The following is a 24,556-nucleotide window of genomic DNA, read 5'->3' on the forward strand; positions in this document are numbered from 1 at the left end:
CCGTTAAAGACGGGTGATGTTCAACACGTCACCGGACAGGCTGACTTGCACGCCGGAGCCCCACAGCGGGTCGCGGCGCAGGTCTTCGCAGACCTTGTACTGGCCAGCGATCGAGACCATTTCCGCAGTCATCTGCTGGCAGAAGATGCGCGCTTTGGTGTTGCCCTTGATGCCCGCCAGGGCGCGCCCGCGCATGGCGCCGTACACATGGATGTTGCCATCGGCCAGAAGTTCCGCACCCGGGCTGACCGAACCGGTCACCACCAGGTCGCCACCCTGAGCGTAGATCTGCTGGCCGCCACGCACGGGCGCAGTGATGATGCGCGTCGGGCGCACCTGTGGCTCGACCGCAGGCGCAGGCGCCGGGGCTGGCTCGGGCTGCTTCACCTCAGGCTCTGGCTCCAGCGGCCGCTCGCGGGCACCGGACGGCGGCAGTACCGGCAGGTCGATGGCGATCGCTGCGGCGATGTCTTCGATGCGGTTGGCGCGGATCGCCAGGGTACGCAGGCCATGATGGCGGCAGATACGCATCAGGCCGGGCAGGTCGATCGCGCCTTCGCTGGCCGGCAGTTTGTCCAGCGCCAGCACCAGCGGCGTGTTGCTGAAGAAGTTGGGCGCCTGGGCGACTTTGGCCGCCAGTTGGCGGTCAAGGGCTTCAAGGTCATTGCGCGCCAGTTCCAGCACTGTGATGGCGAGCATGCTGCCCTTGAGCTGGAACACGGAGGCGGTGTCGGGGGTCTGGTTTAGGCTCATGGTCTGCATAGACGGCTTGTTGCGAAAAAAGTGCCCTGACTTATAACGAGAACACCCGTTGCCCGCAACATGCGCTGATCCGTTGTAGAATGCGCGGCCTTTGTCTTTCCGGAAGCTTCAATGGAACGCCCGCGTTTTCGTCCCTATTTCCTCCACCCACGATTCTGGGGCCTGTGGCTGGGCCTGGGCCTGCTGTGGCTGGTGGTCCAGTTGCCGTACCGGGCCTTGCTGTGGCTCGGAAGCGCCCTGGGCGCGCTGATGTACCGGGTGGCCGGTGAGCGTCGACGCATTGCCGCGCGCAACCTGGAGCTGTGCTTCCCGGAGCTGTCTGTCGACGAACGGCAGCGTTTGTTGAAGGCCAATTTCGCCTCTACCGGTATCGCCTTCTTCGAAATGGCCATGAGTTGGTGGTGGCCCAAGGCCAGGCTTGCGCGCCTGGCCCATATCGAAGGCCTCGAGCACCTGCAGGCAGCCCAGCAGGCAGGGCAGGGCGCGATTCTGATGGCCGTGCATTTCACCACCCTGGAAATCGGCGCCGCGCTGTTGGGCCAGCAACACACCATCGATGGCATGTACCGTGAGCACGGTAACCCGCTGTTCGACTTCATCCAGCGCAGCGGCCGTGAGCGGCATAACCTCGACTCGCTGGCGGTGGAGCGTGAGGATGTGCGCGGCATGCTCAAGCTGCTGCGTTCCGGCCGGGCGATCTGGTACGCGCCAGACCAGGACTACGGTGCCAAGCAGAGCCTGTTCGTGCCGCTGTTCGGCATCCCGGCAGCGACCGTGACCGCCACGACCAAGTTCGCCCGTTTGGGCAAGGCGCAGGTCATCCCGTTTACCCAGAAGCGCCTCGAAGACGGCAGCGGCTATCGTTTGGTGATTCACCCGCCTCTGGCAGATTTCCCTGGGGAAAGCGAAGAGGCGGACTGCCTGCGCATCAACCAGTGGATCGAAGGTGTATTGCGCGAGTGCCCCGAGCAGTACCTGTGGGCGCACCGGCGCTTCAAGTCACGGCCCGAAGGGGCGCCCCGGCTGTACGACAAGAAAAAGCGTTGATCGTTGAGCGGTCAGTGAGGCATCGATGTCCCCAACCACCGGCCTGATCCTCTCAGGCGGCGGCGCCCGCGCCGCCTATCAGGTCGGCGTACTGGCCGGCATCGCCGAACTGCTGCCACCCGGCGCGCCCAATCCCTTCCCGGTCATCGTCGGCACTTCGGCCGGCGCCATCAATGCGGTCACCCTGGCCAGCGGCGCCACCCGCTTTACCGACACCGTGCAAAACCTCACCGCGTTCTGGCAGAACTTGCGCAGCCACCGGGTGCTGCGCAGCGACTGGCCGGGGGTGGTCCGCCAGGCCAGCCGCTTCGTCGGCCACAGCCTGCTGGGCCTGGGCGGCCAGACGCCGGTGGCGCTGCTCGACAGCAGCCCACTGCGTGCCCTGTTGCAGGCGCAGCTGAACCTGGACGGCATCGGCCATGCCCTGGCCAGCGAACAGCTACGCGCCGTCGCGGTGACTGCATTCGGCTACGAGTCCGGCCAGGCGGTGACCTTCTACCAAGGGCGGGGCACCATTGATGCCTGGTTGCGCCACCGGCGTATCGGCGTACCGACAGCGTTGAGCATCGATCACCTGCTAGCCAGTGCGGCGATCCCGCTGTTGTTCGCGCCGGTCAGGCTGGGGGATGAGTATTACGGTGATGGCGCGGTTCGTCAGTCGGCGCCAATCAGCCCGGCCTTGCACTTGGGGGCCAGCCGGGTGCTGGTGGTCGGGGTCAGCGGCAACCCGCAGCGGCCGTCGCCGCCGCTGCCTACCCAGCGCGTGTTCAGGGGGCAGCAACCGAGCCTGGCGCAGATTGGCGGGCACATGCTCAACAGCACCTTCATCGACAGCCTGGAAGACGACATCGAACTGCTCCAGCGCCTCAATCACCTGAGCCACCTGCTGCCTGCCCACCTCGATGCACGGCGCCTGGGGCTGGCGCCGGTGGAGGTCCTGGTGGTAGCGCCCAGCCAGCCGCTGGACGAAATCGCGGCACGCCACCGGCGTGAACTGCCAGCGCCGTTGCGGCTGTTCCTGCGTGGGCCGGGGGCGACGCGTACCAGCGGTGCGGGGGTGTTGAGCTACCTGCTGTTCGAGGCCAGTTACTGCAGTGAGCTGATCGAGCTGGGGCGGCGCGATGCCTTGGTCAAGCGGCGGGAGCTGGAGCAGTTTCTGGGGATTTGATGGAGGCAGTGCTGGCCTCTTCGCGGGGCAAGCCCGCTTCCACAGGTTTGGATACAACCCCAAGGGAGTGAAGATCCTGTGGGAGCGGGCTTGCCCCGCGAAGGGGCCGACAACTACTTACTCGGCAATTTGCAACTTGCGCGCCTGGGTATACACATACCGAACCTTCTCATACTCGAACGGCGAGTTGAGCTGCCCATAGCGGAAGTTGGTGGTGTAACGCTTGTCCACCACGCGCAGGGCAAAGATTTCCGGGTGGTCGGTGCTGGCCTCGGCCACGTTCAGGTAATTCACCGCCTGCTCGCCGGCATAGTCCACCACCAGCCCGGTGGTATCGCGCAGGTTCGAAGGGCCCAGCACCGGCAGCATCAGGAACGGCCCGTCCGGCACGCCATAAAAGCCCAGCGTCTGGCCGAAGTCTTCACTCTGGCGGGGCAAGCCCATCTTGGTCGCCGGGTCCCACAGCCCACCCACCCCGATCAGGGTGTTGAACATCAGCCGTGCGGTAATTTCGGCCGAACGCTTGGCCTTGAGTTGCAGCACGCTGTTGAACAGGTTCGGCACATCGCCCAGGTTGTTGAAGAAGTTGCTCACCCCGGTGCGCACGAAGCGCGGGGTGACGTATTGATAGCCGCTCACTACCGGCAGCAGCACCCATTGGTCGAGGCGATAGTTGAAGTGATAGATGCGCCGGTTCATCGACTCCAGCGGGTCGTAGACGTTCAGCGCCTCCAGCGTGGAGCGCTCGAACTCGCGCTGGTCGAGCCCGGGGTTGAATTTGAGCTCGCGCAGCGGGTCGATAAAACCATCGGATTCAGGTGCCAGCGAGGCGCCGGTAATCTGCGGGTCGGCCTCGATCACGCTGGCCCGCGGTGCCGTCTCTGCGGCCAGGGCGTTGCCGGCGACAAGCAGGGCAGTGGCGAAGAGGAGTTTGTTAACCACGGAAGAACTCCAGCATGGCGTCGCTGTTGACGCGGTAGTTGAGGTTGCCGCAATGGCCGCCATGGGGGTAAAGGGTCAGGCGGTCGCCGAACACCTTGCGCAAGAAGCCGATATCGCCGGGGCCGAGGATGACGTCGTCGGCGTTGTGCATCACGGCAATCTTCGGGCTGTCGCGCAAGTAGTCTTCCAGCGCGTACAGGCTGACCTGGTTGACCAGCTGCAGGATGCTGTTGCCGTCGGTGCGGGCGCGCCACATGGGGATCACCTGCTCGGTCATGTAGCAGTCGAAATCGCACTGCAGGGCACGTTTGAAGAACGGCGTAAGGCTACTGCCCTCGGTGATCGGAAACTTCGGCGGAATGATCAGGCCGCGGCGGTTGATCAGGTCGGAGGTAAAGGCGATGTCCGCTGCCGAAAAACGGAACGAAGTGCCGATCAGCATCGCCATCTGCTCGTTGGACAGGTGCTGGCGTGACTGCTGGAAGTCGTATAGCAGGGCCTCGTTGAGGTCGATGTAGCCTTTGTCCTGGAAGTAACGGGTCAGCTTGGTCAGCATCAGTTCGTAGAAGGTGGTGCTGCGGTCGATGCCCTTGACCTGGGTCTGCACCAGTTTGTCGAGGTTGTTGATCGAGGTGTACAGGTTGACCGGCGGGTTGAGCAGCAGCACGCGCTTGAAGTTGAAGCTGCGCCGGGTTTCGTCCAGGTGGCTGACGAACGCCGCGTCCAGGGCACCGAGGCTGTAGCCGGTGAGGTAGAAGTCGCTGACCGGCAGGCGCGGATGCTGGGCCCGCACGGCCTGCATGACACGGTACATGTCTTCGGCGTCTTCCTGGCTGATACCGGGGGTGGCGAAGCGCGAGGCCGCACTCATGAAGTCGTAGCTGGTGGGCGAGGACAGTTGCACCACGTGGAAGCCGGCCTGGTAGAACAGTTTTTTCAGGTATTCGTTGATGCTGCTCGAATAGGGCGCACCGGTACCGGCGATGACGAAGATCAGCGGTGCTTCGCGGTCTTGACGGGCCAGGCGGTACTTGAGTTTTTTCACCGACCAGAAGTTGTCGGGCAAGGTGAATTCACGCTCGGGGCGCAGGTTGAGGCTGTAGTCGGCCTGGTCGATTTCATCGTCGCTGGGCAAGGTCGGGCGTTGCTCGGGCGGCGTGGTGGCGATGGTTGCCTCGAACGGGTTGGTCAAGGGGTAGCCATAGCTCGCGGCGTCGATGTCCCGCGCCGAAGCGGCCGCAGCCATGAGCAGGCCGCCGAGCAAGGCAGCGAGGCGCAAAGTTCGAAGCATGTAATCCCCCAAAAAGACGCAAGGTGGTGCAATGTGCAGGCTAGGACCACGGCGGCATGGGCAAAGTTGCCAAGTGCGGTGGCCTTTGGTGTGCTCGTTATCTGCAACATAGCTGCAGGATGGTGATTTTGCCTTACAACAGGGCTTGGGCGATCATGCACGATTTCGATTACTGCTATTGGAGAACTGGATGTCTCGGTCGTTGCCGATCGTTGCCCTGCTGCTGTTCCTGCCGTTGTGGCTGGCCGCCAGCTATGGCGTACGTTATGGGCTGATGGAAGATGCGCAGTGGGTGGGGCTGTGTGCCGCGCCCGGTGCGTTCTGGCAGTGCCAGGTGCGTTCGCTGCTGGGGATGGGCATCCATTTTCAGGTAATCGCCTGGAGTGGGCTCGGCCTGGCGCTGATCGCGCAGGTGGTCGCCGGGCGGGCCGGCAGGTGGCTGGCAGGCGCTGCGCTGGTGTTCGCGATCCCGGCGCTGGTGCTGTATACCGCGAGCATTGCGGTGTTTGCCGTGGTGCTGGCGGGGTTGCGGCTGGTGCGGCAACCCCGCTGACGGGGCGTTGTGGTCACTCGGCCCTGCGCAGTCGCAAACTGCGCCACAAGGCCGCTGTCATCAGCACGCTCACTACCGCCCAGCCCCAGGCCTGCTGGTTCTGCAGGCCTTCGAGGTACAACTGCGGCGCCACCCCCGCCCCTACGATAAACGCCAGCAACGCGGCCTCGGCCCGCCGCGCCAGCACCGGCCGCAGCAGGTAAACCACCGCCGGCAATGCCAATGCAGCGCTGGGGAAACTGCGATAACGCGGGTCGAATACCAGCGCCAGCATGCTCACCGCCGCCGCAAAGCCTGCGGCGAGCAACAGCCAGCCCGCACGGGCCTCGAACCAGGCGAACAGGCGCGCACGCCACCCTTCAGCACGCACCAACGCCAATGCCGCATGGGCCAGCACCAGCAGGTTGAGCCCCACCAGCAGCGCGGCCCACAGCCATTCCCCGGCAAAGCGCGCATGGCTGCGCATCAGCTCGCCCCACAACCCCAGGCAACCCGCGCCAAACGCTGCCAACAACGGCAACAGCACGGCCCCAGCGGTTGTCGCGGGGCGCCCGGCCAGCAGCAGCACGGCCAGCATCAACGCCGTACTGGCCGCCAGCCACTGCGGCCAGTAGGGCAGGTTGCTGACCGGCCCTTCGAGCACGCCCTTGTCCTGCCGGTCGGCATCGTAAAGCCCCCAATAGCCGCCCACGGCGCCTTCGCTGGCACGCTTCCACGGTTGGTCGAAGGCCTCGATCAGGTTGTACTGCCAGCCATGCTGTTCGGCCAGGCTGACGAAGCCGCGGATGAAGCGCGCCTCGTTGACCCGGCTGGGCACTGCGGTTTCGCGCTGGCGGCCTTCACTGGGCCAGCCGGTCTCGCCGATCAGGATGCCCTTGGGCGCAAAGCGCGTGCCGAATACACGGCGCACCTCGGCGACATGGGCCAGGGCATCGTCGATGCCGCGCGGGTCGTCTTCCCAGTAGGGCAGCAGGTGAATGGTCAGAAAGTCCACGGCAGGGGCCACCTGCGGATGCTGCAGCCAGAATTCCCAGACATCGGCATAGGTCACCGGTACCGTGACCTGGCGCTTCACTTTGGCGATCAACTCGGCCAGGCGCGGGCCGGTGACCTCCTTGCGCAGCAGCGCCTCGTTGCCGACGATCACCGCGCTGACCACGTCAGGGTAGGCGTTGGCCGTGGCGATCAGCAGGTCCACTTCCTTTTCGGTGTCCACCGGGTTGGCGTTGACCCAGGCGCCGAGCATCACTTTCAGGCCATGTTTGCGCGCCAGCAGCGGGATTGCCTCCAGGCCGGTCATCGAGTACGTGCGGATGCACTGGAAACGCTCGGCCAGCAAGGCCAGGTCGGCGTCCATGCGCGCCGGACGAAGGCGAAACGGCTGGTCGAAGGGCGACTGATCCTTGTCGAACGGTGTGTACGAAGCACACTGCAGTTTATGCGTGGGGCTGGCCGCATCGGGCAGCTGTACCGGCTTGCCAAGCCCGTACCAGAGCGCCCCCAGCCCGATCAGGGCAAGCAGGCAGGCAAACAGGTAGAGCGGCAGGTGCAGGCGGGTAGGGCTGGGCATCGGGCGGTCCATCGTCAGGCGCAAAAGGGTAGATAGTAGCCCGGCGCCAAACCTTTGGCATGCAAGGATCGCGCAGGCTGGCGTGAGTCAATGGCGCTAATGGCATAGTGCTGTCGCATATGGGGCGGTTGGATGTCGTACACGGAGCAGGTTGCTCTTTGTTGCAGGAAGATGATGCAATCTCCGAGACCTGACGAGGGGATGCTTTGATGGCGACTTTGAAGACAGTGCGACGTTTCCTGGGGGCGGGCACCGCCCTGGTATTGGCCATGAGCGCTGCGCAGGCAATGGCTAAAGAAGTAAGCATCGGTTACGTGGATGGTTGGGCCGACAGCGTGGCGACCACCAACGTTGCCGCCGTAGTGATCAAGCAGCAACTTGGCTACGACGTGAAGTTGCAGGCCGTGGCCACTGGCATCATGTGGCAGGGCGTGGCGACCGGCAAGCTCGATGCGATGTTGTCGGCCTGGCTGCCGGTGACCCACGGCGAGTACTGGGCCAAGAACAAGGACAACGTGGTCGACTACGGTGCCAACTTCAAGGATGCCAAGATCGGCCTGATCGTCCCTGAGTACGTGAAGGCGAAGAGTATCGCCGACCTCAAGACCGACGAAAGCTTCAAGCAGAAGATTGTCGGCATCGACGCCGGCTCCGGCGTGATGATCAAGACCGACCAAGCCATCAAGGACTACGACCTGACGGGTTACAAGCTGCAGGCAAGCTCTGGCGCCGCGATGACGGCTGAACTGGGCCGTGCCTACTCCAAGCAGCAGTCGATTGCAGTGACCGGTTGGGTGCCGCACTGGATGTTCGCCAAGTGGAAGCTCAAGTTCCTGGAAGACCCGAAGGGTGTTTATGGCGCTGCTGAAACCGTCAATAGCATCGGTAGCAAAGAACTGGCGACCAAGGCGCCGGAAGTGGCCGAGTTCCTCAAGAAGTTCAGCTGGCAGTCCAAGGACGAGATCGGCGAGGTGATGCTGGCGATTCAGGAAGGTGCCAAGCCTGAAGCGGCAGCCAAGGATTGGGTGGCCAAGCACCCGGATCGGGTCAAGGAGTGGACCGGTAAGTAAGCGCTAGGATTGTTGATCTTGGGGCTGCGCAGCGGCCCCAAGCTTTGTTACACATATCGCAAAACACTGTTGCATCTAAGACTAAGGTCGTCTGGTTGGCGTCCAACGGCAGCATAAAGTGAAGGTGGGTTCTCCCTGATCTGTGCTGCTAGGACAAAAACAATGAACGACAGCATTTACCTCTCGATACAAAACAGCCCGCGCTTCAAGGAGCTGGTCACCAAACGCGAACGGTTCGCCTGGATTCTCTCGGCGATCATGCTCGGACTCTACTGCGCCTTCATCCTCCTGATCGCCTATGGTCCTCAGATTCTGGGCGCCAAGCTCAGCCCTGAGTCGTCGATTACCTGGGGCATTCCCCTGGGCGTCGGCCTGATCCTTTCGGCATTCGTGCTGACCGCCATCTACGTACGCCGCGCCAACGGCGAGTTCGATGAGCTGAACAAGGCTATCCTGAAGGAGGCGCAACAATGATTCGCCACGCCAAAGCCCTGGCCGTTCTGGCCTGCGGCGTTTTCGCACCCGCCGTGTGGGCCGCCGATGCCCTGACCGGCGAGGTGCAGAAACAGCCGCTGAACGTTTCCGCGATCGCCATGTTCGTGGCCTTCGTCGCCTTTACCCTTGGCATCACCTACTGGGCCTCCAAGCGCAACAAGTCGGCGGCGGACTACTATGCTGCCGGTGGCAAGATCACCGGTTTCCAGAACGGCCTGGCGATTGCCGGTGACTACATGTCGGCGGCCTCGTTCCTGGGTATTTCTGCCTTGGTGTTCACTTCTGGCTACGACGGCCTGATCTACTCGATCGGCTTCCTGGTCGGCTGGCCGATCATCCTCTTCCTGATCGCCGAACGCCTGCGCAACCTGGGCAAGTACACCTTCGCCGACGTGGCCTCGTACCGCCTCGGGCAGAAGGAAATCCGTACCTTGTCGGCCTCCGGCTCGCTGGTGGTGGTGGCGTTCTACCTGATCGCGCAGATGGTCGGCGCCGGCAAGCTGATCGAGCTGCTGTTCGGCCTCGACTACCACGTGGCGGTGATCCTGGTTGGCATCCTGATGTGCCTGTACGTACTGTTCGGCGGCATGCTGGCCACCACCTGGGTACAGATCATCAAGGCCGTGCTGCTGCTGTCCGGTGCCAGCTTCATGGCGCTGATGGTGATGAAGCACGTCAACTTCGACTTCAACACCCTGTTCTCCGAAGCGATCAAGGTGCACGCCAAAGGTGAGGCGATCATGAGCCCTGGCGGCCTGGTCAAGGACCCGATCTCGGCGTTCTCCCTGGGCCTTGCGCTGATGTTCGGTACCGCCGGCCTGCCGCATATCCTGATGCGCTTCTTCACCGTCAGCGACGCCAAGGAAGCGCGCAAGAGCGTGCTCTACGCCACAGGCTTCATCGGCTACTTCTACATCCTCACCTTCATCATCGGCTTCGGCGCGATCTTGCTGGTCAGCACCAACCCGGACTTCAAGGACGCCGCAGGCGCCCTGCTGGGTGGCAACAACATGGCAGCGGTGCACCTGGCCAATGCCGTGGGTGGCAGCGTGTTCCTCGGCTTCATCTCGGCGGTGGCCTTTGCCACCATCCTGGCGGTGGTAGCGGGCCTGACCCTGGCCGGTGCCTCGGCGGTGTCCCATGACCTGTACGCCAGCGTATGGCGCAAGGGCAAGGCCAACGACAAGGACGAGATCCGCGTGTCGAAGATCACCACCATCGCCTTGGGCGTGCTGGCGATCGGCCTGGGTATCCTGTTCGAGAAGCAGAACATCGCCTTCATGGTCGGCCTGGCGTTCTCGATTGCCGCCAGCTGCAACTTCCCGGTACTGCTGCTTTCGATGTACTGGAAGAAACTGACCACCCGCGGCGCCATGATCGGTGGCTGGCTGGGCCTGGTGAGTGCAGTGGGCCTGATGGTGCTTGGCCCGACCATCTGGGTGCAGATCCTCGGCCACGAGAAGGCGATCTACCCGTACGAGTACCCGGCGCTGTTCTCGATGCTGATTGCCTTCGTTGGTATCTGGTTCTTCTCGGTCACCGACAAGTCCAAGGCAGCTGAAAACGAACGTGCGCTGTTCTTCCCGCAGTTCGTGCGTTCGCAGACTGGCCTGGGCGCTTCCGGTGCTGTCTCGCACTGATCGTTGAGGTCATAAAAAACCGCGATACGGGTGATGCCCGTATCGCGGTTTTTTCATTCATGGCCGGCTAGATCATGCCTAACAACAACAGCACCAGCAGAATCACCAGCACTACGCCGACGATGCCGGATGGGCCGTAGCCCCAGCTGCGTGAGTGTGGGAAGACGGGTAAGCCACCGATCAGCAGCAGGATCAGGATGATGATGAGGATCGTGGTCATGGCGGAGTCCTTGCGTGGTTAGGGGTCAAGGGCCTCGGACTGCTGGCCTCTTGTTAATTCGGACCGGTGCCGCTTGTGAAAGATTCCATTTGCTCGGTACTGACCGCTTGGTCATGCCCGCCCATTCACTACCCTGATGGATCCTGCCTGATGCCAATGCCTTGATTAGACTCGCCTGACAACCCATCAGAACAAGGCCTGCCACCATGCAAAACCGCATCATGATTACCGGCGCCGGGTCCGGCCTGGGTCGCGAGATCGCCCTGCGCTGGGCACACGAGGGCTGGCGCCTGGCGTTGGCCGACGTCAATGAGGCAGGCCTGCGCGAAACACTGGAGCTGGCCCGTGAGGCCGGTGGCGAGGGCTTCGTGCAGCGCTGTGATGTGCGCGACTACAGCCAGCTCACCGCCCTGGCCCAGGCGTGCGAAGAGCGCTTTGGCGGCATCGATGTGATCGTCAACAATGCCGGCGTCGCCTCGGGCGGCTTTTTCGCGGAGCTGTCGCTGGAGGACTGGGACTGGCAGATCGCGGTCAACCTGATGGGCGTGGTCAAGGGCTGCAAGGCATTCCTGCCGTTGCTGGAGCGCAGCAAGGGCCGAATCATCAACATCGCCTCGATGGCCGCGCTGATGCAGGGCCCGGGCATGAGCAACTACAACGTGGCCAAGGCTGGCGTGCTGGCGTTGTCGGAGAGCCTACTGGTCGAGTTGCGCCAGTTGCAGGTGGCGGTGCACGTGGTGTGCCCGTCGTTCTTCCAGACCAACCTGCTCGATTCGTTCCGTGGCCCGAACCCGGCCATGAAAGCCCAGGTCGGCAAATTGCTGGAAGGCTCACCGATCAGCGCGGTCGATATTGCCGCGTATATCCACCGGCAAGTCGCCGCCGGCGAGTTCCTGATCCTGCCGCACGAGGCCGGACGTCAAGCCTGGCAGCTCAAGTGCGAGGCGCCCGCGCGACTGTATGACGAGATGGCCGAAGTGGCGGTGAAAATGCGCGCCAAAGCCCCGGCGCGATGATCTGTCTGTAGGGGGTTTTACCTATGAATGTAGGTCTGTTCTGAATTGCCCCGGAGCCATTGTGTAGCCATCTGTACCCGAGGCAGGCTCCGGTTTTCCCTGTCGCAGGAGGATCGGATCATGCTGGTAATAGGGCGCGAAGTGGGCGAGGTCATCACTATCGGCGATGACATCCGCATCATGGTGGTGGAGACGCGAGACGGGATGGTGCGTTTCGGGATCAGTGCGCCGCGCGAGGTGCCAGTGCACCGCGCTGAAGTGTACAAGCGCATCAAGGAGGGTGAGGCGCGCAAGGCTCGTATTGCCTGAAGGTCAGTCCAGCAGTTCGCGTGGCACATCGTGTTTGGCCAGTAACTGGCATTGCTGGCTTTCCGGGTCGAACAGGATGAACGCCTGGCCCTTGGCCAACGCCTGGCGCACGCGCAGCACGCGGGTTTCCAGGGGGGTATCGTCGCCATTGTCGGTGCCATCGCGGGTGACGAAGTCCTCGATCAGCAGGGTCAGGGTTTCGGCTTGCAGTTGGTCGTAGGGGATCAGCATGGGCAGGGGCGATTCTGGGGAATTAAGTGTGTGGGCATGCTACGCGAAAAGTTCGAGGGTTTGGGGCCGCTGTGCGGCCCCAGGGGCTCAGCCTTTATTACCAACCAGGCTGTCCACCGCCGGCACCCGGGTATCGCTCTCCATCTGCGCATCGTGCTCCAGCTGGTGGCTGAAGCGTTCGAGCGAGGCATTGGCCGGCTGCGAGTCGCTGGCGAATACCGGTGGGCTCAACAGGTACGCTGACAACAACCGGCTGAGCGCCGCCAGGCTGTCGATGTGGGTGCGCTCATAACCGTGGGTGGCATCGCAACCGAACGCCACCAGCGCGGTACGGATGTCATGCCCTGCCGTTACCGCCGAGTGGGCATCGCTGAAGTAGTAGCGGAACAGGTCACGCCTGACCGGCAGCTCATGGTCGCCCGCCAGTTTCAGCAGGTGGCGGGACAGGTGGTAGTCGTAAGGCCCTGAAGAGTCCTGCATGGCCACGCTCACCGCATGCTCGCTGGAGGCCTGCCCTGGCGCTACCGGGGCAATGTCGATACCGACGAATTCGCTGACGTCCCAGGGCAGGGCGCCTGCCGCGCCAGAGCCGGTTTCTTCGGTGATGGTGAACAGCGGGTGGCAGTCGATCAGCGGCTGCTGGCCACTTTCCACCACCGCCTTGAGCGCCGCCAGCAAGGCGGCTACCCCGGCCTTGTCGTCCAGGTGACGGGCACTGATGTGGCCGCTGTCGGTGAACTCGGGCAAGGGGTCGAACGCCACGAAGTCGCCAATCGATACCCCCAGGGCTTCACAGTCGGCGCGGGTGGCGCAATAGGCGTCCAGGCGCACTTCGACGTGGTCCCAGCTCACGGGCATCTGGTCGATGGCGGTGTTGAAGGCATGCCCGCTGGCCATCAGCGGCAACACGCTGCCGCGGAACACGCCAGTGTCGGTGAACACACTGACCCGGCTGCCCTCGGCAAAACGGCTCGACCAGCAGCCAACCGGGGCCAGGGCCAGGCGGCCGTTATCCTGCACCTGCCGCACGCTGGCACCGATGGTGTCCAGGTGGGCGGACACGGCCCGGTCGGGCGAGCTTTGCCGGCCTTTGAGGGTGGCGCGGATGGTGCCCCGGCGGGTCAGCTCGAAGGGGATGCCCAGTTCGTCCAGGCGTTCGGCTACGTAGCGCACGATGGTGTCGGTGAAGCCGGTGGGGCTGGGGATGGCGAGCATCTCCAGCAGGACGCGTTTGAGGTAGTCCAGATCGGGTTCGGGGTGGTGATGTTCAGACATATGCACTCCTTACCGGCCTTTTCGCAGGCTCACCGCAGCGATAACCTGTGGGCGCGTGCTTGCCCCGCGAAGAGGCCGTCATTGATTCACGCCAACGCCCGGCTATGCGGGAACAGCAGGTCGACAAAGCGCTCGGCTGTTGGCTGCGGTTCATGGTTGGCCAACCCGGCCCGCTCGTTGGCTTCGATGATCACGTAATCCGGGTGTTCGGCATCACGCACCATCAGGTCCATGCCCACCACTGGAATATCCAGCGCCCGTGCAGCCCGCACGGCGGCATCCGCCAGCACCGGGTGCAAGCGCTCGGTCACGTCCTCCAGCGTGCCGCCGGTGTGCAGGTTGGCGGTACGGCGCACGGCCAGGCGCTGGCCGGCAGGCAGCACGCTGCCATAGTCGAGGCCGGCGGCACGTACGGTGCGTTCGGTCTCATCGTCCAGCGGTATGCGGCTTTCGCCACTGGTCGCGGCTTGCCGGCGGCGGCTCTGGACTTCGATCAGCGCCTTGATGCTGTGCTTGCCGTCACCTATTACCTGGGCCGGGTGGCGAATGGCGGCCGCTACCACTTCGTGACCGATTACCAGGATGCGCAGGTCCTGGCCGGGGTGGAAGCTTTCCAGCAGCACGCGACTGTCGAAACGCCGGGCATGTTCGATGGCCTGGCTGACGTCGTCATAGGTGGTCAGGTTGACCGCCACGCCCTGGCCTTGTTCGCCATCCACCGGCTTGACCACCACAGCGCCGTGCTCGTCGAGAAACGCCAGGTTGTCGTCGGCATTGCCGGCCAGTTGCTGCACCGGCACGTGCAGGCCGGCGTTGTGCAGGGTCTGCTGGGTCAGCCGTTTGTCCTGGCAGAGGGTCATGCTAACCGCGCTGGTCAGGTCGCTCAGCGATTCGCGGCAACGCACCCGGCGCCCGCCGAGGCTGAGGGTGAACAGCCCGCCTGCGGCATCGTCCACCTGCACCTCGATGCCACGCCGATAGGCCTCGTCGACGATGATCCGCGCATAGGGGTTGAGCCCGGTTTCAGGGCCTGGGCCGAGGAACAATTGCTGGTTGATGCCGTTCTTGCGCTTGACCGCGAAGGTCGGCAGGTTGCGAAAGCCGAGCTTGTCGTACAGGCGCTTGGCCTGGCGGTTGTCATGCAGCACCGACAGGTCCAGGTAGGCCAGGCCTCGGCTCATGAAGTGCTCGATCAGGTGGCGCACCAGCACCTCACCCACGCCAGGGCGGGTGCAGTGCGGGTCGACGGCCAGGCACCACAGGCTGCTGCCGTGCTCAGGGTCGTCAAAGGCCTTGCTGTGGTTCAGGCCCATGACGCTGCCGATAACCGCGTGGGTGTCTTCGTCTTCGGCCAGCCAATACACCGGCCCGCCGAGGTGGCGTGGGGTCAGCAGTTCGGGCTGCACCGGCAGCATGCCACGGGCCTGGTACAGGCCGTTGATCGCCTGCCAGTCGGCGTCACTCTGTGCCCGGCGGATGCGAAAGCCGCGGAACACCCGTTGCGCCTGGCGGTAATCGGTGAACCACAGGCGCAGGGTGTCGGACGGGTCGAGAAACAGCTGTTGTGGCGCCTGGGCCAGCAGCTGCTGCGGCGCCGCCACGTACAGGGCGATGTCGCGCTCGCCGGGGCGCTCTGCCTGCAGCGCCTCGGCCAAGCTGGCCGGGTCCGGGTAGGTGTGACCGATCAGTAGCCGGCCCCAGCCGCAGTGCAAGGCACGTGGCTGGTCGTGGGGCTCGCTGCCATCGCCGGCCAGGCGCGCCTGCAAGCGCTCGTAGGACGGTGCCTGGCCGCGCAGCAGGCGCTGGCCGTAGGCGATTTCGTGGGCTTTCATCGATCAGATTCCTTGTTCGCTCAGCCACAGGTTGAGCGCTGCCAGCTGCCACAGCTTGGAGCCACGCAAAGGGGTCAACTGGCCGTGCGGGTTGCTCAGCAAGCGGTCGATCATGGCCGGGTTGAACAGCCCACGGTCCTGGCTGGGGTCGGTCAGCAGCTCGCGCACCCAACCCAGCGTTGCGCCTTCCAGGTGCTTGAGGCCAGGGACCGGGAAGTAACCCTTCTTGCGGTCGATCACTTCATGCGGGATCACCCGTCGGGCGGCCTGTTTGAGCACCTGCTTGCCGCCATCGGGCAGCTTGAAGCGCGCCGGGATGCGTGCCGACAGCTCCACCAGGCGGTAGTCGAGGAACGGCGTACGGGCTTCCAGGCCCCAGGCCATGGTCATGTTGTCGACCCGTTTGACCGGGTCATCGACCAGCATCACCGTGCTGTCCAGGCGCAGGGCCTTGTCTACCGGGTCGCGGGCGCCGGGGCGGGCGAAGTGTTCGCGGACAAAATCGCCTGCGGCGTCGCTTTCCAGCAGCCAGGGCGCTTGCACGGTGTCACGGTACTCGGCGTGGCTGCGGTCAAAGAATGCGTCGCGGTAGGCGCCGAAGGCATCCTCTGCGCCGTCGACTTGTGGGTACCAATGGTAACCGGCGAACAGCTCGTCCGCGCCCTGGCCGCTTTGCACGCCCTTGCAGTGCTTGGCCACTTCGCGCGACAGCAGGTAGAAGGCGATGCAGTCATGGCTGACCATCGGCTCGCTCATGGCGCGGAACGCGGCCGGCAACTGGTCGATGATCTCGTGTTCGGCGATGCGCAACTGGTGGTGGCGGGTGCCGTAGTGGCGGGCGATCAGGTCGGAATACTGGAACTCGTCGCCGCGTTCGCCGCCGGCATCTTCGAAGCCGATGGAGAAGGTCGACAGGTCGTCTACGCCGGCCTCGCGCAGCAGGCCGACCAGCAAGCTGGAGTCGACACCGCCGGACAGCAGCACCCCAACATCCACCGCAGCGCGCTGGCGGATCGCCACGGCATCACGCGTGGCGTCGAGCACGCGGGTGGTCCAGCCTTCCAGGTCGAGCTCACGCTCGTCGGGGTGGGCGCCGTATTGCAGTTGCCACCAGGTCTGGCGTTCGACTTCGCCGTGACGGTCGACGCGCATCCAGGTGCCCGGCTCGAGCTTTTGTACATTGGCCAGCAAGGTGCGCGGCGCCGGTACCACGGCGTGGAAGTTGAGGTAGTGGTTGAGCGCCACCGGGTCGATGACCGGGTCGATGTCGCCGCCCTTCAGCAGTGCAGGCAGCGTCGAGGCGAAACGCAGGCGCTCGCCGTTGCGCGACAGGTAGAGGGGTTTGACGCCGAGGCGGTCGCGGGCCAGGAACAGGCGTTGGTTGTCACGCTCCCAGATGGCCAGGGCAAACATGCCGTTGAGCTTGGGCAGCAGGGCTGCGCCCCAGGCGTGGTAGCCCTTGAGCAGCACTTCGGTGTCGCCGTCGGACCAGAAGGTGTAGCCCAGGTCCTGCAGCTCCTGGCGCAGCTCGGGGAAGTTGTAGATGGCACCGTTGAAGGCCAGCGACAGGCCCAGGGTATTGTCGACCATCGGCTGCGCCGAGCCGTCGGACAAATCCATGATTTTCAGCCGGCGGTGGCCGAGGGCGATCGGGCCTTGGCTATGAAAGCCCCAGGCGTCCGGGCCGCGAGGCGCCAAGTGGTGAGTGATGCGCTCCACAGCGGCCAAGTCGGCCGGGCGTGGGGCTTGGTCGATGGGGGTAAAACGTAACTCTCCTGCTAATCCGCACATAAGTCCTTACCGGTTTTTCCGTTGGGGAGGCGGCGCCCGGAAGCAGGCGCCTTAAGGAACTGACCGGGGAGGTTTGCAGGAGTTTTAGATCAATCTGTTATATGGGTGGGGTGCTGGGGGTTTGGCTTGGGGGGTGTTGCGCCTGTGGGAGCGGGCTTGCCCCGCGAAGCGCCGCGCGGGCGGCGCTCGATCTCACAGGCGCAACTGATCTCCAGCCATGCCCCAACCCTTTCACTTACCGCGAATCAACCTGCGCAACGCAAACCGGTTCGGATGGCACGCTTCAGCCACTGCACGAGGCACCGGCAAGGGCTCGCCACACACCCATGCAGCAATCAATTCGCCCGACAGCGGCGCCGTGATCAACCCCCGTGACCCGTGCCCACTGTTCACATACAGCCCGTCGAGCCAGGGGCAGTCCACTTCCGGCACCTGCCGCGCATCCCTGGCCAGCACGGCAAAGGTTTCGGCGAACACCAGCGGGTCGGCCATCGGCCCGACGATCGGCAGGTAATCGGGGCTGGTGCACCTGAACGCTGCACGGCCCTGCAACTGCTCGGCGTCGAGCGAGGCAATACCCAGTCGCTGTGCCAGGTCGGTGGAGATCTCATCCAGCAATGCCAGGTTGCCTGTATGTTCGGCAACGGTCGGCGCCAAGTCTTCACTGTGGAAGTCGAAGCTGGCGCCCAGCGTATGTTCGCCCTCCCGAGGGGGCGCTACATAGCCGTCTGCGCACACCACCGTGCGCAGGGCACGGCTGCCGTCGGTCGCAGGCAGGCGGGTGATCTGCCCGCGGATGCGCTTGAGCGGCAACTGTGCGCAGGGCTCGAAACGCCGTACATCGGCGGCACCTGCCAGCACCACCAGGGGGGCGCTGGCCAGCAGGCGCTCGCCATCCCAGGCCTGCCACAGGTCATCGACCTTGCGCAGCGCGACCGCCTCATGGTGCACCAGCAGCCGAACCCCGGGGTGCTGCAACTGCGCCAGGCACAGGGCCGGCGGGTGTACCCAGCCGCCTTCCGGGTAGAACAGGCCGCCTGCCGGCAGGGCCACCCCGGCAAGCGCCTCGGCTTCTTCACGGCCCAGCGCGCGCAACAGGTCAGGGTCGAAGGCTGCGGCCAGCTTGCCCTGGCGTTCGGCTTCCTTGTTGTCGAACGCCAGTTGCAGCACCCCACAGGCATCCCAATCGCGGCCACGCTGCAGGCTTTCGAGCTGGCGCCTGGTATAGCCGAAACCGGCCAGGATCATCTGCGAAAGGGCGGTGCCATGGGCGGACAGCTTGAGGTACAGCACCCCTTGCGGGTTGCCGGACGCTTCCCGGGCGGGGGCGTCGTGACGTTCCAGTACCGTAACCTGCCAGCCACGCCTGGCCAGGCTGGCGGCAGTGGCACTGCCCGCCAGCCCGGCCCCGATCACCAAGGCTTCGCGCGGCCCTTCGACACTGTGCGGGCGGCCATACCAGGGCACGTACTGACGGGTGGCTGTCGGCCCAGTGTAGGCGCCGCTCATCACCTCCCACTTCTTGCCGATCCCCGGCACTTTCTTCATGGCGAAGCCGGCTTCGACCAGGCTGCGCCGCACCCAGCCAGTGGTGGTGAAAGTGCCCAGTACGGTGCCCGCGTGTGACAGCCGCGCGAGTTGCGCGAACAGTTCAGGGGTCCACATGTCGGGGTTCTTGGCGGGGGCGAAGCCATCGAGGAACCACACATCGATGTGTGCATCGAGCTGCGGCAGTTGTTCGAGCACATCACCGATCAACAGCGTCAGGGTGACCCGACCGTTGTCGAAGGTGAACTGCTGGAACCCCGGGTGCACCGCCACGTACTGCTCAAGCAATGGCTCGGTAAAAGCAGCCAGCTCTGGCCACAGGCGTACTGCCCTGGCCATGTCGGCGTGGCCGAGCGGGTACTTTTCGACACTGACGAAATGCAGGCGGGCGTCGGCATGGGCGTGTTCGTCAAACAACTGCCAGGCGCAGAAAAAATTCATGCCGGTGCCAAACCCGGTTTCGCCGATCACCAGGCAGGCGTGCGGCGCCAGGTCGGCGAAGCGTTCGCCCAGGCGCGTCTGGCCGAGGAAGACATGTTTGGTTTCTTCGATGCCTTCGTTGACCGCGAAGTACACGTCGTCGTACTGCCGCGAATGGGGGCGGCCCTGGTCGTCCCAGTCGATCTGGGCATGCTGGAGGAGGGTGGACATGGTGGGCTCGGTTGCAGCGGATGCCGGGATTTTATGCCATCTACGCTCTTTGCGCAGGTTGCAGCGGCACAGCCACAGCACAAATCCGCTAGTCTTGTTTATCCATTGAAGGAGCCACTGCATGTTCGAATCCGCCGAAATCGGTCACAGCATCGACAAGGAAACCTACGACGCCGAAGTGCCTGCCCTGCGCGAAGCGCTGCTCGAAGCCCAGTACGAGCTCAAGCAGCAGGCGCGGTTCCCGGTGATTGTGCTGATCAACGGCATCGAAGGGGCTGGCAAGGGCGAGACGGTCAAGCTGCTCAACGAGTGGATGGACCCGCGCATGATCGATGTGCTCACCTTCGACCAGCAGACCGACGAGGAACTGGCCCGGCCACCGGCTTGGCGCTACTGGCGGGCGCTGCCACCGAAGGGGCGGATGGGGGTGTTCTTTGGCAACTGGTACAGCCAGATGCTTCAGGGGCGTGTGCACGGGGTATTCAAGGACGCGGTACTCGACCAGGCCATCACTGGCGCCGAACGGCTGGAACAGATGCTGTGCGACGAAGGCGCGCTGATCATCAAGTTCTGGTTCCACCTCTCCAAGAAACAGATGAAAGCCCGCCTCAAGGCGCTCAAGGACGATCCACTGCACAGCTGGCGGATCAGCCCGCTGGACTGGCAGCAGTCCGAGACCTACGACCGCTTCGTGCGGTTTGGCGAGCGCGTACTGCGCCGTACCAGCCGTGACTACGCGCCCTGGCACGTGGTCGAGGGGGTCGACCCTTACTATCGCAGCCTGGCGGTGGGGCGCATTTTACTGGAGAGCCTGCAAGCCGCACTGGCCAACAACCCCAAGGGCAAGCACCACGGCAACGTCGCGCCGTTGGGCCGCAGCATCGACCAGCGCAGCCTGATCGGCGCCCTGGACATGACCCTGCGCCTGGACAAGCAGGATTACCAGGAGCAACTGGTGACCGAGCAGGCGCGCCTGGCCGGCCTGCTGCGCCACAAACACATGCGCCGGCATGCCTTGGTGGCGGTGTTCGAAGGTAACGATGCGGCCGGCAAGGGCGGCGCGATCCGCCGGGTGGCAGCCGCGCTGGACCCACGCCAGTACCGTATCGTGCCGATTGCCGCGCCCAGCGAAGACGAGCGGGCGCAGCCGTACCTGTGGCGGTTCTGGCGGCAGATACCGGCGCGGGGCAAGTTCACCATCTTCGACCGGTCCTGGTATGGCCGGGTGCTGGTGGAGCGGGTCGAGGGTTTCTGCACCCCGGCCGACTGGATGCGCGCCTACAGCGAGATCAATGATTTCGAAGAGCAGTTGGTGAATGCGGGCGTGGTGGTGGTCAAGTTCTGGCTGGCGATCGACCAGCAGACCCAGCTGGAGCGCTTCGAGGAACGCGAGCAGATACCGTTCAAGCGCTACAAGATCACCGAGGACGACTGGCGCAACCGCGAGAAGTGGGACCTGTATACCGAGGCGGTGGGCGACATGGTAGACCGCACCAGCAGTGAGATCGCACCGTGGACGCTAGTCGAAGCCAACGACAAACGCTGGGCACGGGTGAAGGTATTGCGCACTATCAATGAGGCGCTGGAAGCGGCATTTGCCAAAGACAAAAAATAGCCCCAGTGGGGGTTCAGCCATGCCGCGGCGGAATGACCTGATGAATTCTTTTCACGGCTGTTTGCCCCGCTGCCGCCCGTCAAGCCCGTAGAATCCAACCACCCCCACCACGGGCTTGAACGAGGGCTTTATGCACACCACTTCCGGACGCAGGGTCTATGGCCTGTTCCTGGCACTTCTGACCGCGCTGCTGTGGGGCATCCTGCCGATCAAGCTCAAGCAGGTGCTGCTGGTGATGGACCCGGTCACCGTCACCTGGTACCGCCTGCTGGTTTCCGGTGGGCTGTTGTTCGCCTGGCTGGGGGCCAATCGCCGGCTGCCAGCGTTCGGCAAGCTCGGGCGCAAGGGCAAAGGGCTGGTGGCTGTGGCCGTGCTCGGCCTGATGGGCAACTACGTGCTGTACCTGATCGGCCTCAAGCTGCTCAGCCCTGGCACCGCACAACTGGTTGTACAGGTCGGCCCGGTACTGTTGCTGGTGGCCAGCGTGTTCGTGTTCAAGGAGCGGTTCAGCCTGGGGCAGGGGGTGGGCCTGCTGATTCTGATCGGGGGGTTCGGCCTGTTCTTCAATCAGCGCCTGGAAGAACTGCTGACCTCGCTCGGCGCATACACCACAGGCGTGTTGACCATTTTGCTGGCGACCAGCATCTGGGTGTTTTACGCCCTGAGCCAGAAGCAGCTGCTGACGGTATGGCACTCACAGCAGGTGATGATGGTGATCTACCTGTGTTGCGCCGCGCTGCTCACGCCTTGGGTGCATCCGCTGGAAGCGTTGCAACTGTCGCCGCTGCAGGGCTGGCTGCTGCTGGCCTGCTGCCTGAATACCCTGGTGGCTTATGGTGCCTTCGCCGAAGCCCTGGCGCATTGGGAGGCTTCGCGGGTGAGTGCGACGTTGGCGTTGACGCCGCTGGTGACTTTTGTGGCAGTGGCTATTGCGGCCTGGATGTGGCCGGCGTATGTGCATGCCGAGGACATCAATGCCCTGGGGTATCTGGGTGCGGTGACGGTGGTGCTGGGGTCGGCGTTGGTGGCGCTGGGGCCTTCGTTGGTCGCTGGCTGGCGGGCGAGAAAGGCCCGCCTGGCGCAGGTGCATCTATAACCTGCGCCGCTAAGGGCCAGTAGCGGCAGCCGCTGAATCAGCCCTTGCCGCCCGGTGCCAGCATGTTCTCCGGCCGCACCCACTGATCGAACTGCTCATTGGTCAGGTACTTCAACTCCAGTGCCGCCTCGCGCAAGGTCTTGCCCTCGCCATACGCCTTCTTGGCAATCTCCGCTGCCTTGTCATAGCCGATATGCGGGTTCAGCGCCGTCACCAGCATCAAACCGCGCTCCAGGTGCGCCGCCATCTGCTCGGCGTCGGGCTCGATGCCGGCCACGCAGTGTTGCTGGAAGTTGCGGCAACCGTCGGCCAGCAGTTCCACCGACTGCAGCAGGTTGTGGATGATCACCGGTTTGAACACGTTCAGCTGCAAGTGGCCCTGGCTGGCGGCAAAACCGATCGCCGCGTCGTTGCCCAGCACCTGGCAGGCCAGCATCGACAGCGCCTCGCACTGGGTCGGGTTGACCTTGCCAGGCATGATCGAGCTGCCCGGTTCGTTGGCTGGCAGGCGCACTTCGGCAAGCCCCGCACGTGGGCCGGAGCCGAGCAGGCGCAGGTCGTTGGCGATTTTCATCAATGCCACGGCCAGGGTCTTCAAGGCCCCGGCCAGGCTGGTCAGCGGTTCATGGCCGGCCAGCGCCGCAAACTTGTTGGGCGCGGTGACGAACGGCAAGCCGGACAGCGCGGCCAGCTCTGCGGCGATGGCTTCGGCGAAGCCGTGTGGCGCGTTCAGGCCTGTTCCCACGGCCGTGCCGCCCTGGGCCAGCTCACAGACCGGGGGCAGGGTGGCGCGGATGGCGCGCTGGGCATAGTCGAGCTGGGCGACGAAGGCGGAAACCTCCTGGCCGAAGGTGATCGGCGTGGCGTCCATCATGTGCGTGCGGCCGGTCTTGACCAGCTTCTGGTGGCGCGCCGACAGCTCGGCCAGCCCTGCCGACAGCTCGGCGATCGCCGGCAGCAGCTGTTCATGCACCGCCTGGGCTGCGGCAATGTGCATGGCCGTGGGGAAGCAGTCGTTGGAACTCTGCGAGCGGTTGACGTGGTCGTTGGGGTGCACCGGCGTCTTGCCGCCGCGGCCCTTGCCGGCCAGTTCGTTGGCACGGCCGGCGATGACTTCGTTGACGTTCATGTTGCTCTGGGTGCCGCTGCCGGTCTGCCAGACCACCAGCGGGAACTGATCGTCATGCTGGCCGTCGAGCACTTCGTCGGCGGCTTGCTCGATCAGCCGGGCGATTTCGGCCGGCAGGTCACCGTTGCGATCGTTGACCCGTGCTGCAGCCTTCTTGATCAGCGCCAGGGCGTGCAGCACCGCGAGGGGCATGCGTTCTTTGCCAATGGCGAAGTTGATCAGCGAACGCTGGGTCTGCGCACCCCAGTAGGCGTCCTCAGGAACTTCGACCGGGCCCAGGCTGTCTGTCTCGATACGGCTCATTCTGCGCTCACTCCTTTGTGGTTCGAAATCGCAGTTTAGGCCCTGATTCGACAGAGCGGTTCCATCGCTCGTCGTCCCCACTTGAGCACATCGCCACCACAGCGCAGAATGCTCATCTCTGAGGTACCCGCCTCCCTCTCTTGAAGGAAATGCAATGACCCGTCTCCGTGTCCTCTGTGCCGCCGTCGCCCTGGCCTGTGCCAGCGGCCAGGTACTCGCTGCCACCGCCAGTCACAACGCTGCCGCCGAGAAATTCCTGACCCTGGCCAACGCCGACAAGCTGGGCACTCCGGTCTATATGCAGGTCCAACAGATGTTCGCCCAGCGCTTTGCCCAGACCAAAGCGCCTTCGTCGAAGCAGCCGGTACTGGAAAGCTACCAGGCCAAGGCCAATGCCGCCCTGGACAACGCCATCGGCTGGAACAAGCTGAAGCCGAAAATGGTCGACCTGTACACCGCGACCTTCACCGAGACCGAGCTCAAGGACCTGGTCAAGTTCTACGAGTCGCCGCTGGGCAAGAAAGTGTTGCGCGAAATGCCAAAGGTTACCCAGCAGTCGGCGCAGCTGACCCAGCAGAGCCTGGAACCTGCAGTGCCGGTGGTCAACAAGCTGCTCGAAGACATGACCAAAGAGCTTGATCCGAACGCTGGCAAGGCTGCCGTCCCCGCCAAGAAGTGAGTAACGCGTGATGAGCATGCAGCACCGCATCGAGCAACAACTGGCAACGCTGGCGCCGCAACACCTGGAAGTGCTCAATGAAAGTCACATGCACAGTCGTGGTCAGGAGACCCACTACAAGGCAGTGATCGTCAGCGAGCAGTTTGCCGGGCTGAACAGCGTCAAGCGCCACCAGAAGGTCTACGCCACCATGGGTGAGCTGATGGGCGAGATTCATGCCCTGGCCATCCACACGTACACTGCCGAGGAGTGGGCCAAGGTGGGTGTTGCACCGGCCTCGCCGGTGTGTGCAGGCGGTGGGCACTGAATCCTTTTTGTTGATC

Annotated in this window: 23 protein-coding genes; 12 read left to right on the top strand and 11 right to left on the bottom strand. The window is 64.1% G+C overall.

Annotated features, from left to right (window positions below; all coding sequences use genetic code 11):
* Positions 1–3 precede the first annotated feature (3 nt).
* Positions 4–762, bottom strand: coding sequence for a septum site-determining protein MinC (gene minC / locus LJX93_RS06290; protein ID WP_033700733.1), 759 nt, complete (start codon positions 760–762; stop codon positions 4–6).
* 111 nt (positions 763–873) lie between these two features.
* Between minC and LJX93_RS06295 the strand changes: the two genes are divergently transcribed.
* Together LJX93_RS06295 and LJX93_RS06300 are read left to right on the top strand one after the other, a co-directional pair.
* Positions 874–1,809, top strand: a complete 936-nt coding sequence (locus LJX93_RS06295; RefSeq protein WP_033700732.1) for a lipid A biosynthesis lauroyl acyltransferase — start codon at positions 874–876, stop codon at positions 1,807–1,809.
* Positions 1,810–1,834: 25 nt separating this feature from the next.
* Entirely contained in the window at positions 1,835–2,977 is a 1,143-nt protein-coding gene (locus LJX93_RS06300) for a patatin-like phospholipase family protein (protein ID WP_227696844.1), read from the top strand.
* Between the two features lie 117 nt (positions 2,978–3,094).
* On the opposite strand, the gene LJX93_RS06305 is transcribed toward LJX93_RS06300, so the two are convergent.
* On the bottom strand, positions 3,095–3,838 hold the full coding sequence (locus LJX93_RS06305; RefSeq protein ID WP_050506139.1) for a VacJ family lipoprotein: 744 nt from the start codon (positions 3,836–3,838) through the stop codon (positions 3,095–3,097).
* A 73-nt stretch (positions 3,839–3,911) separates the two neighbouring features.
* Entirely contained in the window at positions 3,912–5,210 is a 1,299-nt protein-coding gene (locus LJX93_RS06310) for a serine/threonine protein kinase (protein WP_033700729.1), read from the bottom strand.
* Between the two features lie 190 nt (positions 5,211–5,400).
* On the opposite strand from LJX93_RS06310, the gene LJX93_RS06315 reads away from it, so the two are divergent.
* The gene (locus LJX93_RS06315; RefSeq protein ID WP_156310818.1) at positions 5,401–5,763 is read left to right on the top strand and encodes a hypothetical protein; all 363 of its coding nucleotides are present in this window, start codon (positions 5,401–5,403) and stop codon (positions 5,761–5,763) included.
* A gap of 13 nt (positions 5,764–5,776) precedes the next feature.
* Here LJX93_RS06315 and LJX93_RS06320 read toward each other — a convergent pair whose 3' ends face one another.
* Positions 5,777–7,345, bottom strand: a complete 1,569-nt coding sequence (locus tag LJX93_RS06320) for a beta (1-6) glucans synthase (RefSeq protein WP_227696845.1) — start codon at positions 7,343–7,345, stop codon at positions 5,777–5,779.
* A 197-nt stretch (positions 7,346–7,542) separates the two neighbouring features.
* Between LJX93_RS06320 and LJX93_RS06325 the strand changes: the two genes are divergently transcribed.
* From LJX93_RS06325 to LJX93_RS06335, 3 genes are all read left to right on the top strand, one after another.
* On the top strand, positions 7,543–8,403 hold the full coding sequence (locus LJX93_RS06325) for a glycine betaine ABC transporter substrate-binding protein (protein ID WP_033700726.1): 861 nt from the start codon (positions 7,543–7,545) through the stop codon (positions 8,401–8,403).
* A gap of 162 nt (positions 8,404–8,565) precedes the next feature.
* A complete protein-coding gene (locus LJX93_RS06330; protein ID WP_033700725.1) occupies positions 8,566–8,877 on the top strand; it encodes a DUF485 domain-containing protein in 312 nt (103 codons plus the stop codon).
* A complete protein-coding gene (locus LJX93_RS06335; RefSeq protein WP_033700724.1) occupies positions 8,874–10,538 on the top strand; it encodes a cation acetate symporter in 1,665 nt (554 codons plus the stop codon). The genes LJX93_RS06330 and LJX93_RS06335 overlap by 4 nt, the downstream gene beginning before the upstream one ends.
* A 67-nt stretch (positions 10,539–10,605) precedes the next feature.
* Here LJX93_RS06335 and LJX93_RS06340 read toward each other — a convergent pair whose 3' ends face one another.
* Positions 10,606–10,758, bottom strand: a complete 153-nt coding sequence (locus tag LJX93_RS06340) for a DUF3309 family protein (protein ID WP_012271016.1) — start codon at positions 10,756–10,758, stop codon at positions 10,606–10,608.
* 206 nt (positions 10,759–10,964) lie between these two features.
* Here LJX93_RS06340 and LJX93_RS06345 point away from each other — a divergent pair, with 206 nt between their 5' ends.
* Together LJX93_RS06345 and csrA are read left to right on the top strand one after the other, a co-directional pair.
* Positions 10,965–11,774, top strand: coding sequence for an SDR family oxidoreductase (locus LJX93_RS06345; protein ID WP_033700723.1), 810 nt, complete (start codon positions 10,965–10,967; stop codon positions 11,772–11,774).
* Between the two features lie 120 nt (positions 11,775–11,894).
* Positions 11,895–12,083 (top strand): carbon storage regulator CsrA, encoded by a 189-nt coding sequence (gene csrA, locus LJX93_RS06350; protein WP_033700722.1) that lies wholly within the window; start codon positions 11,895–11,897, stop codon positions 12,081–12,083.
* 3 nt (positions 12,084–12,086) lie between these two features.
* On the opposite strand, the gene LJX93_RS06355 is transcribed toward csrA, so the two are convergent.
* The 5 genes from LJX93_RS06355 to mnmC form a co-directional block, all read right to left on the bottom strand.
* Positions 12,087–12,314 carry a YheU family protein gene (locus tag LJX93_RS06355; RefSeq protein WP_016501031.1) on the bottom strand — a complete coding sequence of 76 codons (228 nt, stop codon included), beginning with the start codon at positions 12,312–12,314 and terminating at the stop codon, positions 12,087–12,089.
* Positions 12,315–12,401: 87 nt separating this feature from the next.
* Positions 12,402–13,589, bottom strand: coding sequence for an osmoprotectant NAGGN system M42 family peptidase (locus tag LJX93_RS06360; RefSeq protein ID WP_033700721.1), 1,188 nt, complete (start codon positions 13,587–13,589; stop codon positions 12,402–12,404).
* Between the two features lie 86 nt (positions 13,590–13,675).
* On the bottom strand, positions 13,676–15,421 hold the full coding sequence (gene ngg, locus LJX93_RS06365) for an N-acetylglutaminylglutamine synthetase (RefSeq protein WP_033700719.1): 1,746 nt from the start codon (positions 15,419–15,421) through the stop codon (positions 13,676–13,678).
* A gap of 3 nt (positions 15,422–15,424) precedes the next feature.
* Positions 15,425–17,212 carry an N-acetylglutaminylglutamine amidotransferase gene (locus LJX93_RS06370; protein WP_033700718.1) on the bottom strand — a complete coding sequence of 596 codons (1,788 nt, stop codon included), beginning with the start codon at positions 17,210–17,212 and terminating at the stop codon, positions 15,425–15,427.
* Positions 17,213–17,443: 231 nt separating this feature from the next.
* Positions 17,444–19,411, bottom strand: a complete 1,968-nt coding sequence (gene mnmC / locus LJX93_RS06375) for a bifunctional tRNA (5-methylaminomethyl-2-thiouridine)(34)-methyltransferase MnmD/FAD-dependent 5-carboxymethylaminomethyl-2-thiouridine(34) oxidoreductase MnmC (protein ID WP_033700717.1) — start codon at positions 19,409–19,411, stop codon at positions 17,444–17,446.
* 121 nt (positions 19,412–19,532) lie between these two features.
* Here mnmC and pap point away from each other — a divergent pair, with 121 nt between their 5' ends.
* Both pap and LJX93_RS06385 read left to right on the top strand, forming a co-directional pair.
* Complete coding sequence (gene pap / locus LJX93_RS06380; RefSeq protein ID WP_047581747.1) at positions 19,533–21,026, top strand: polyphosphate:AMP phosphotransferase; 1,494 nt, start codon at positions 19,533–19,535, stop codon at positions 21,024–21,026.
* Between the two features lie 130 nt (positions 21,027–21,156).
* On the top strand, positions 21,157–22,122 hold the full coding sequence (locus LJX93_RS06385; RefSeq protein WP_033700714.1) for a DMT family transporter: 966 nt from the start codon (positions 21,157–21,159) through the stop codon (positions 22,120–22,122).
* 37 nt (positions 22,123–22,159) lie between these two features.
* Here LJX93_RS06385 and LJX93_RS06390 read toward each other — a convergent pair whose 3' ends face one another.
* The gene (locus LJX93_RS06390) at positions 22,160–23,554 is read right to left on the bottom strand and encodes a class II fumarate hydratase (protein WP_033700713.1); all 1,395 of its coding nucleotides are present in this window, start codon (positions 23,552–23,554) and stop codon (positions 22,160–22,162) included.
* 154 nt (positions 23,555–23,708) lie between these two features.
* On the opposite strand from LJX93_RS06390, the gene LJX93_RS06395 reads away from it, so the two are divergent.
* On the top strand, positions 23,709–24,233 hold the full coding sequence (locus LJX93_RS06395; protein ID WP_033700711.1) for a DUF2059 domain-containing protein: 525 nt from the start codon (positions 23,709–23,711) through the stop codon (positions 24,231–24,233).
* A 10-nt stretch (positions 24,234–24,243) separates the two neighbouring features.
* Positions 24,244–24,540, top strand: a complete 297-nt coding sequence (locus LJX93_RS06400; protein WP_033700710.1) for a BolA family protein — start codon at positions 24,244–24,246, stop codon at positions 24,538–24,540.
* Positions 24,541–24,556: the final 16 nt, after the last annotated feature.

The sequence above is a fragment of the Pseudomonas sp. HN2-3 genome (assembly GCF_020691745.1).
Classification (GTDB): Bacteria; Pseudomonadota; Gammaproteobacteria; order Pseudomonadales; family Pseudomonadaceae; genus Aquipseudomonas; species Aquipseudomonas capeferrum.

What these genes read in the sequence shown, in the direction of transcription:
- minC (WP_033700733.1), bottom strand. Translation starts at nt 762, where the DNA reads ATGCAGACCATGAGCCTAAACCAGACCCCCGACACCGCCTCCGTGTTC.
- LJX93_RS06295 (WP_033700732.1), top strand. Translation starts at nt 874, where the DNA reads ATGGAACGCCCGCGTTTTCGTCCCTATTTCCTCCACCCACGATTCTGG.
- LJX93_RS06300 (WP_227696844.1), top strand. Translation starts at nt 1,835, where the DNA reads ATGTCCCCAACCACCGGCCTGATCCTCTCAGGCGGCGGCGCCCGCGCC.
- LJX93_RS06310 (WP_033700729.1), bottom strand. Translation starts at nt 5,210, where the DNA reads ATGCTTCGAACTTTGCGCCTCGCTGCCTTGCTCGGCGGCCTGCTCATG.
- LJX93_RS06315 (WP_156310818.1), top strand. Translation starts at nt 5,401, where the DNA reads ATGTCTCGGTCGTTGCCGATCGTTGCCCTGCTGCTGTTCCTGCCGTTG.
- LJX93_RS06320 (WP_227696845.1), bottom strand. Translation starts at nt 7,345, where the DNA reads ATGGACCGCCCGATGCCCAGCCCTACCCGCCTGCACCTGCCGCTCTAC.
- LJX93_RS06325 (WP_033700726.1), top strand. Translation starts at nt 7,543, where the DNA reads ATGGCGACTTTGAAGACAGTGCGACGTTTCCTGGGGGCGGGCACCGCC.
- LJX93_RS06330 (WP_033700725.1), top strand. Translation starts at nt 8,566, where the DNA reads ATGAACGACAGCATTTACCTCTCGATACAAAACAGCCCGCGCTTCAAG.
- LJX93_RS06335 (WP_033700724.1), top strand. Translation starts at nt 8,874, where the DNA reads ATGATTCGCCACGCCAAAGCCCTGGCCGTTCTGGCCTGCGGCGTTTTC.
- LJX93_RS06340 (WP_012271016.1), bottom strand. Translation starts at nt 10,758, where the DNA reads ATGACCACGATCCTCATCATCATCCTGATCCTGCTGCTGATCGGTGGC.
- LJX93_RS06345 (WP_033700723.1), top strand. Translation starts at nt 10,965, where the DNA reads ATGCAAAACCGCATCATGATTACCGGCGCCGGGTCCGGCCTGGGTCGC.
- csrA (WP_033700722.1), top strand. Translation starts at nt 11,895, where the DNA reads ATGCTGGTAATAGGGCGCGAAGTGGGCGAGGTCATCACTATCGGCGAT.
- LJX93_RS06355 (WP_016501031.1), bottom strand. Translation starts at nt 12,314, where the DNA reads ATGCTGATCCCCTACGACCAACTGCAAGCCGAAACCCTGACCCTGCTG.
- LJX93_RS06360 (WP_033700721.1), bottom strand. Translation starts at nt 13,589, where the DNA reads ATGTCTGAACATCACCACCCCGAACCCGATCTGGACTACCTCAAACGC.
- ngg (WP_033700719.1), bottom strand. Translation starts at nt 15,421, where the DNA reads ATGAAAGCCCACGAAATCGCCTACGGCCAGCGCCTGCTGCGCGGCCAG.
- LJX93_RS06370 (WP_033700718.1), bottom strand. Translation starts at nt 17,212, where the DNA reads ATGTGCGGATTAGCAGGAGAGTTACGTTTTACCCCCATCGACCAAGCC.
- mnmC (WP_033700717.1), bottom strand. Translation starts at nt 19,411, where the DNA reads ATGTCCACCCTCCTCCAGCATGCCCAGATCGACTGGGACGACCAGGGC.
- pap (WP_047581747.1), top strand. Translation starts at nt 19,533, where the DNA reads ATGTTCGAATCCGCCGAAATCGGTCACAGCATCGACAAGGAAACCTAC.
- LJX93_RS06385 (WP_033700714.1), top strand. Translation starts at nt 21,157, where the DNA reads ATGCACACCACTTCCGGACGCAGGGTCTATGGCCTGTTCCTGGCACTT.
- LJX93_RS06390 (WP_033700713.1), bottom strand. Translation starts at nt 23,554, where the DNA reads ATGAGCCGTATCGAGACAGACAGCCTGGGCCCGGTCGAAGTTCCTGAG.
- LJX93_RS06395 (WP_033700711.1), top strand. Translation starts at nt 23,709, where the DNA reads ATGACCCGTCTCCGTGTCCTCTGTGCCGCCGTCGCCCTGGCCTGTGCC.
- LJX93_RS06400 (WP_033700710.1), top strand. Translation starts at nt 24,244, where the DNA reads ATGAGCATGCAGCACCGCATCGAGCAACAACTGGCAACGCTGGCGCCG.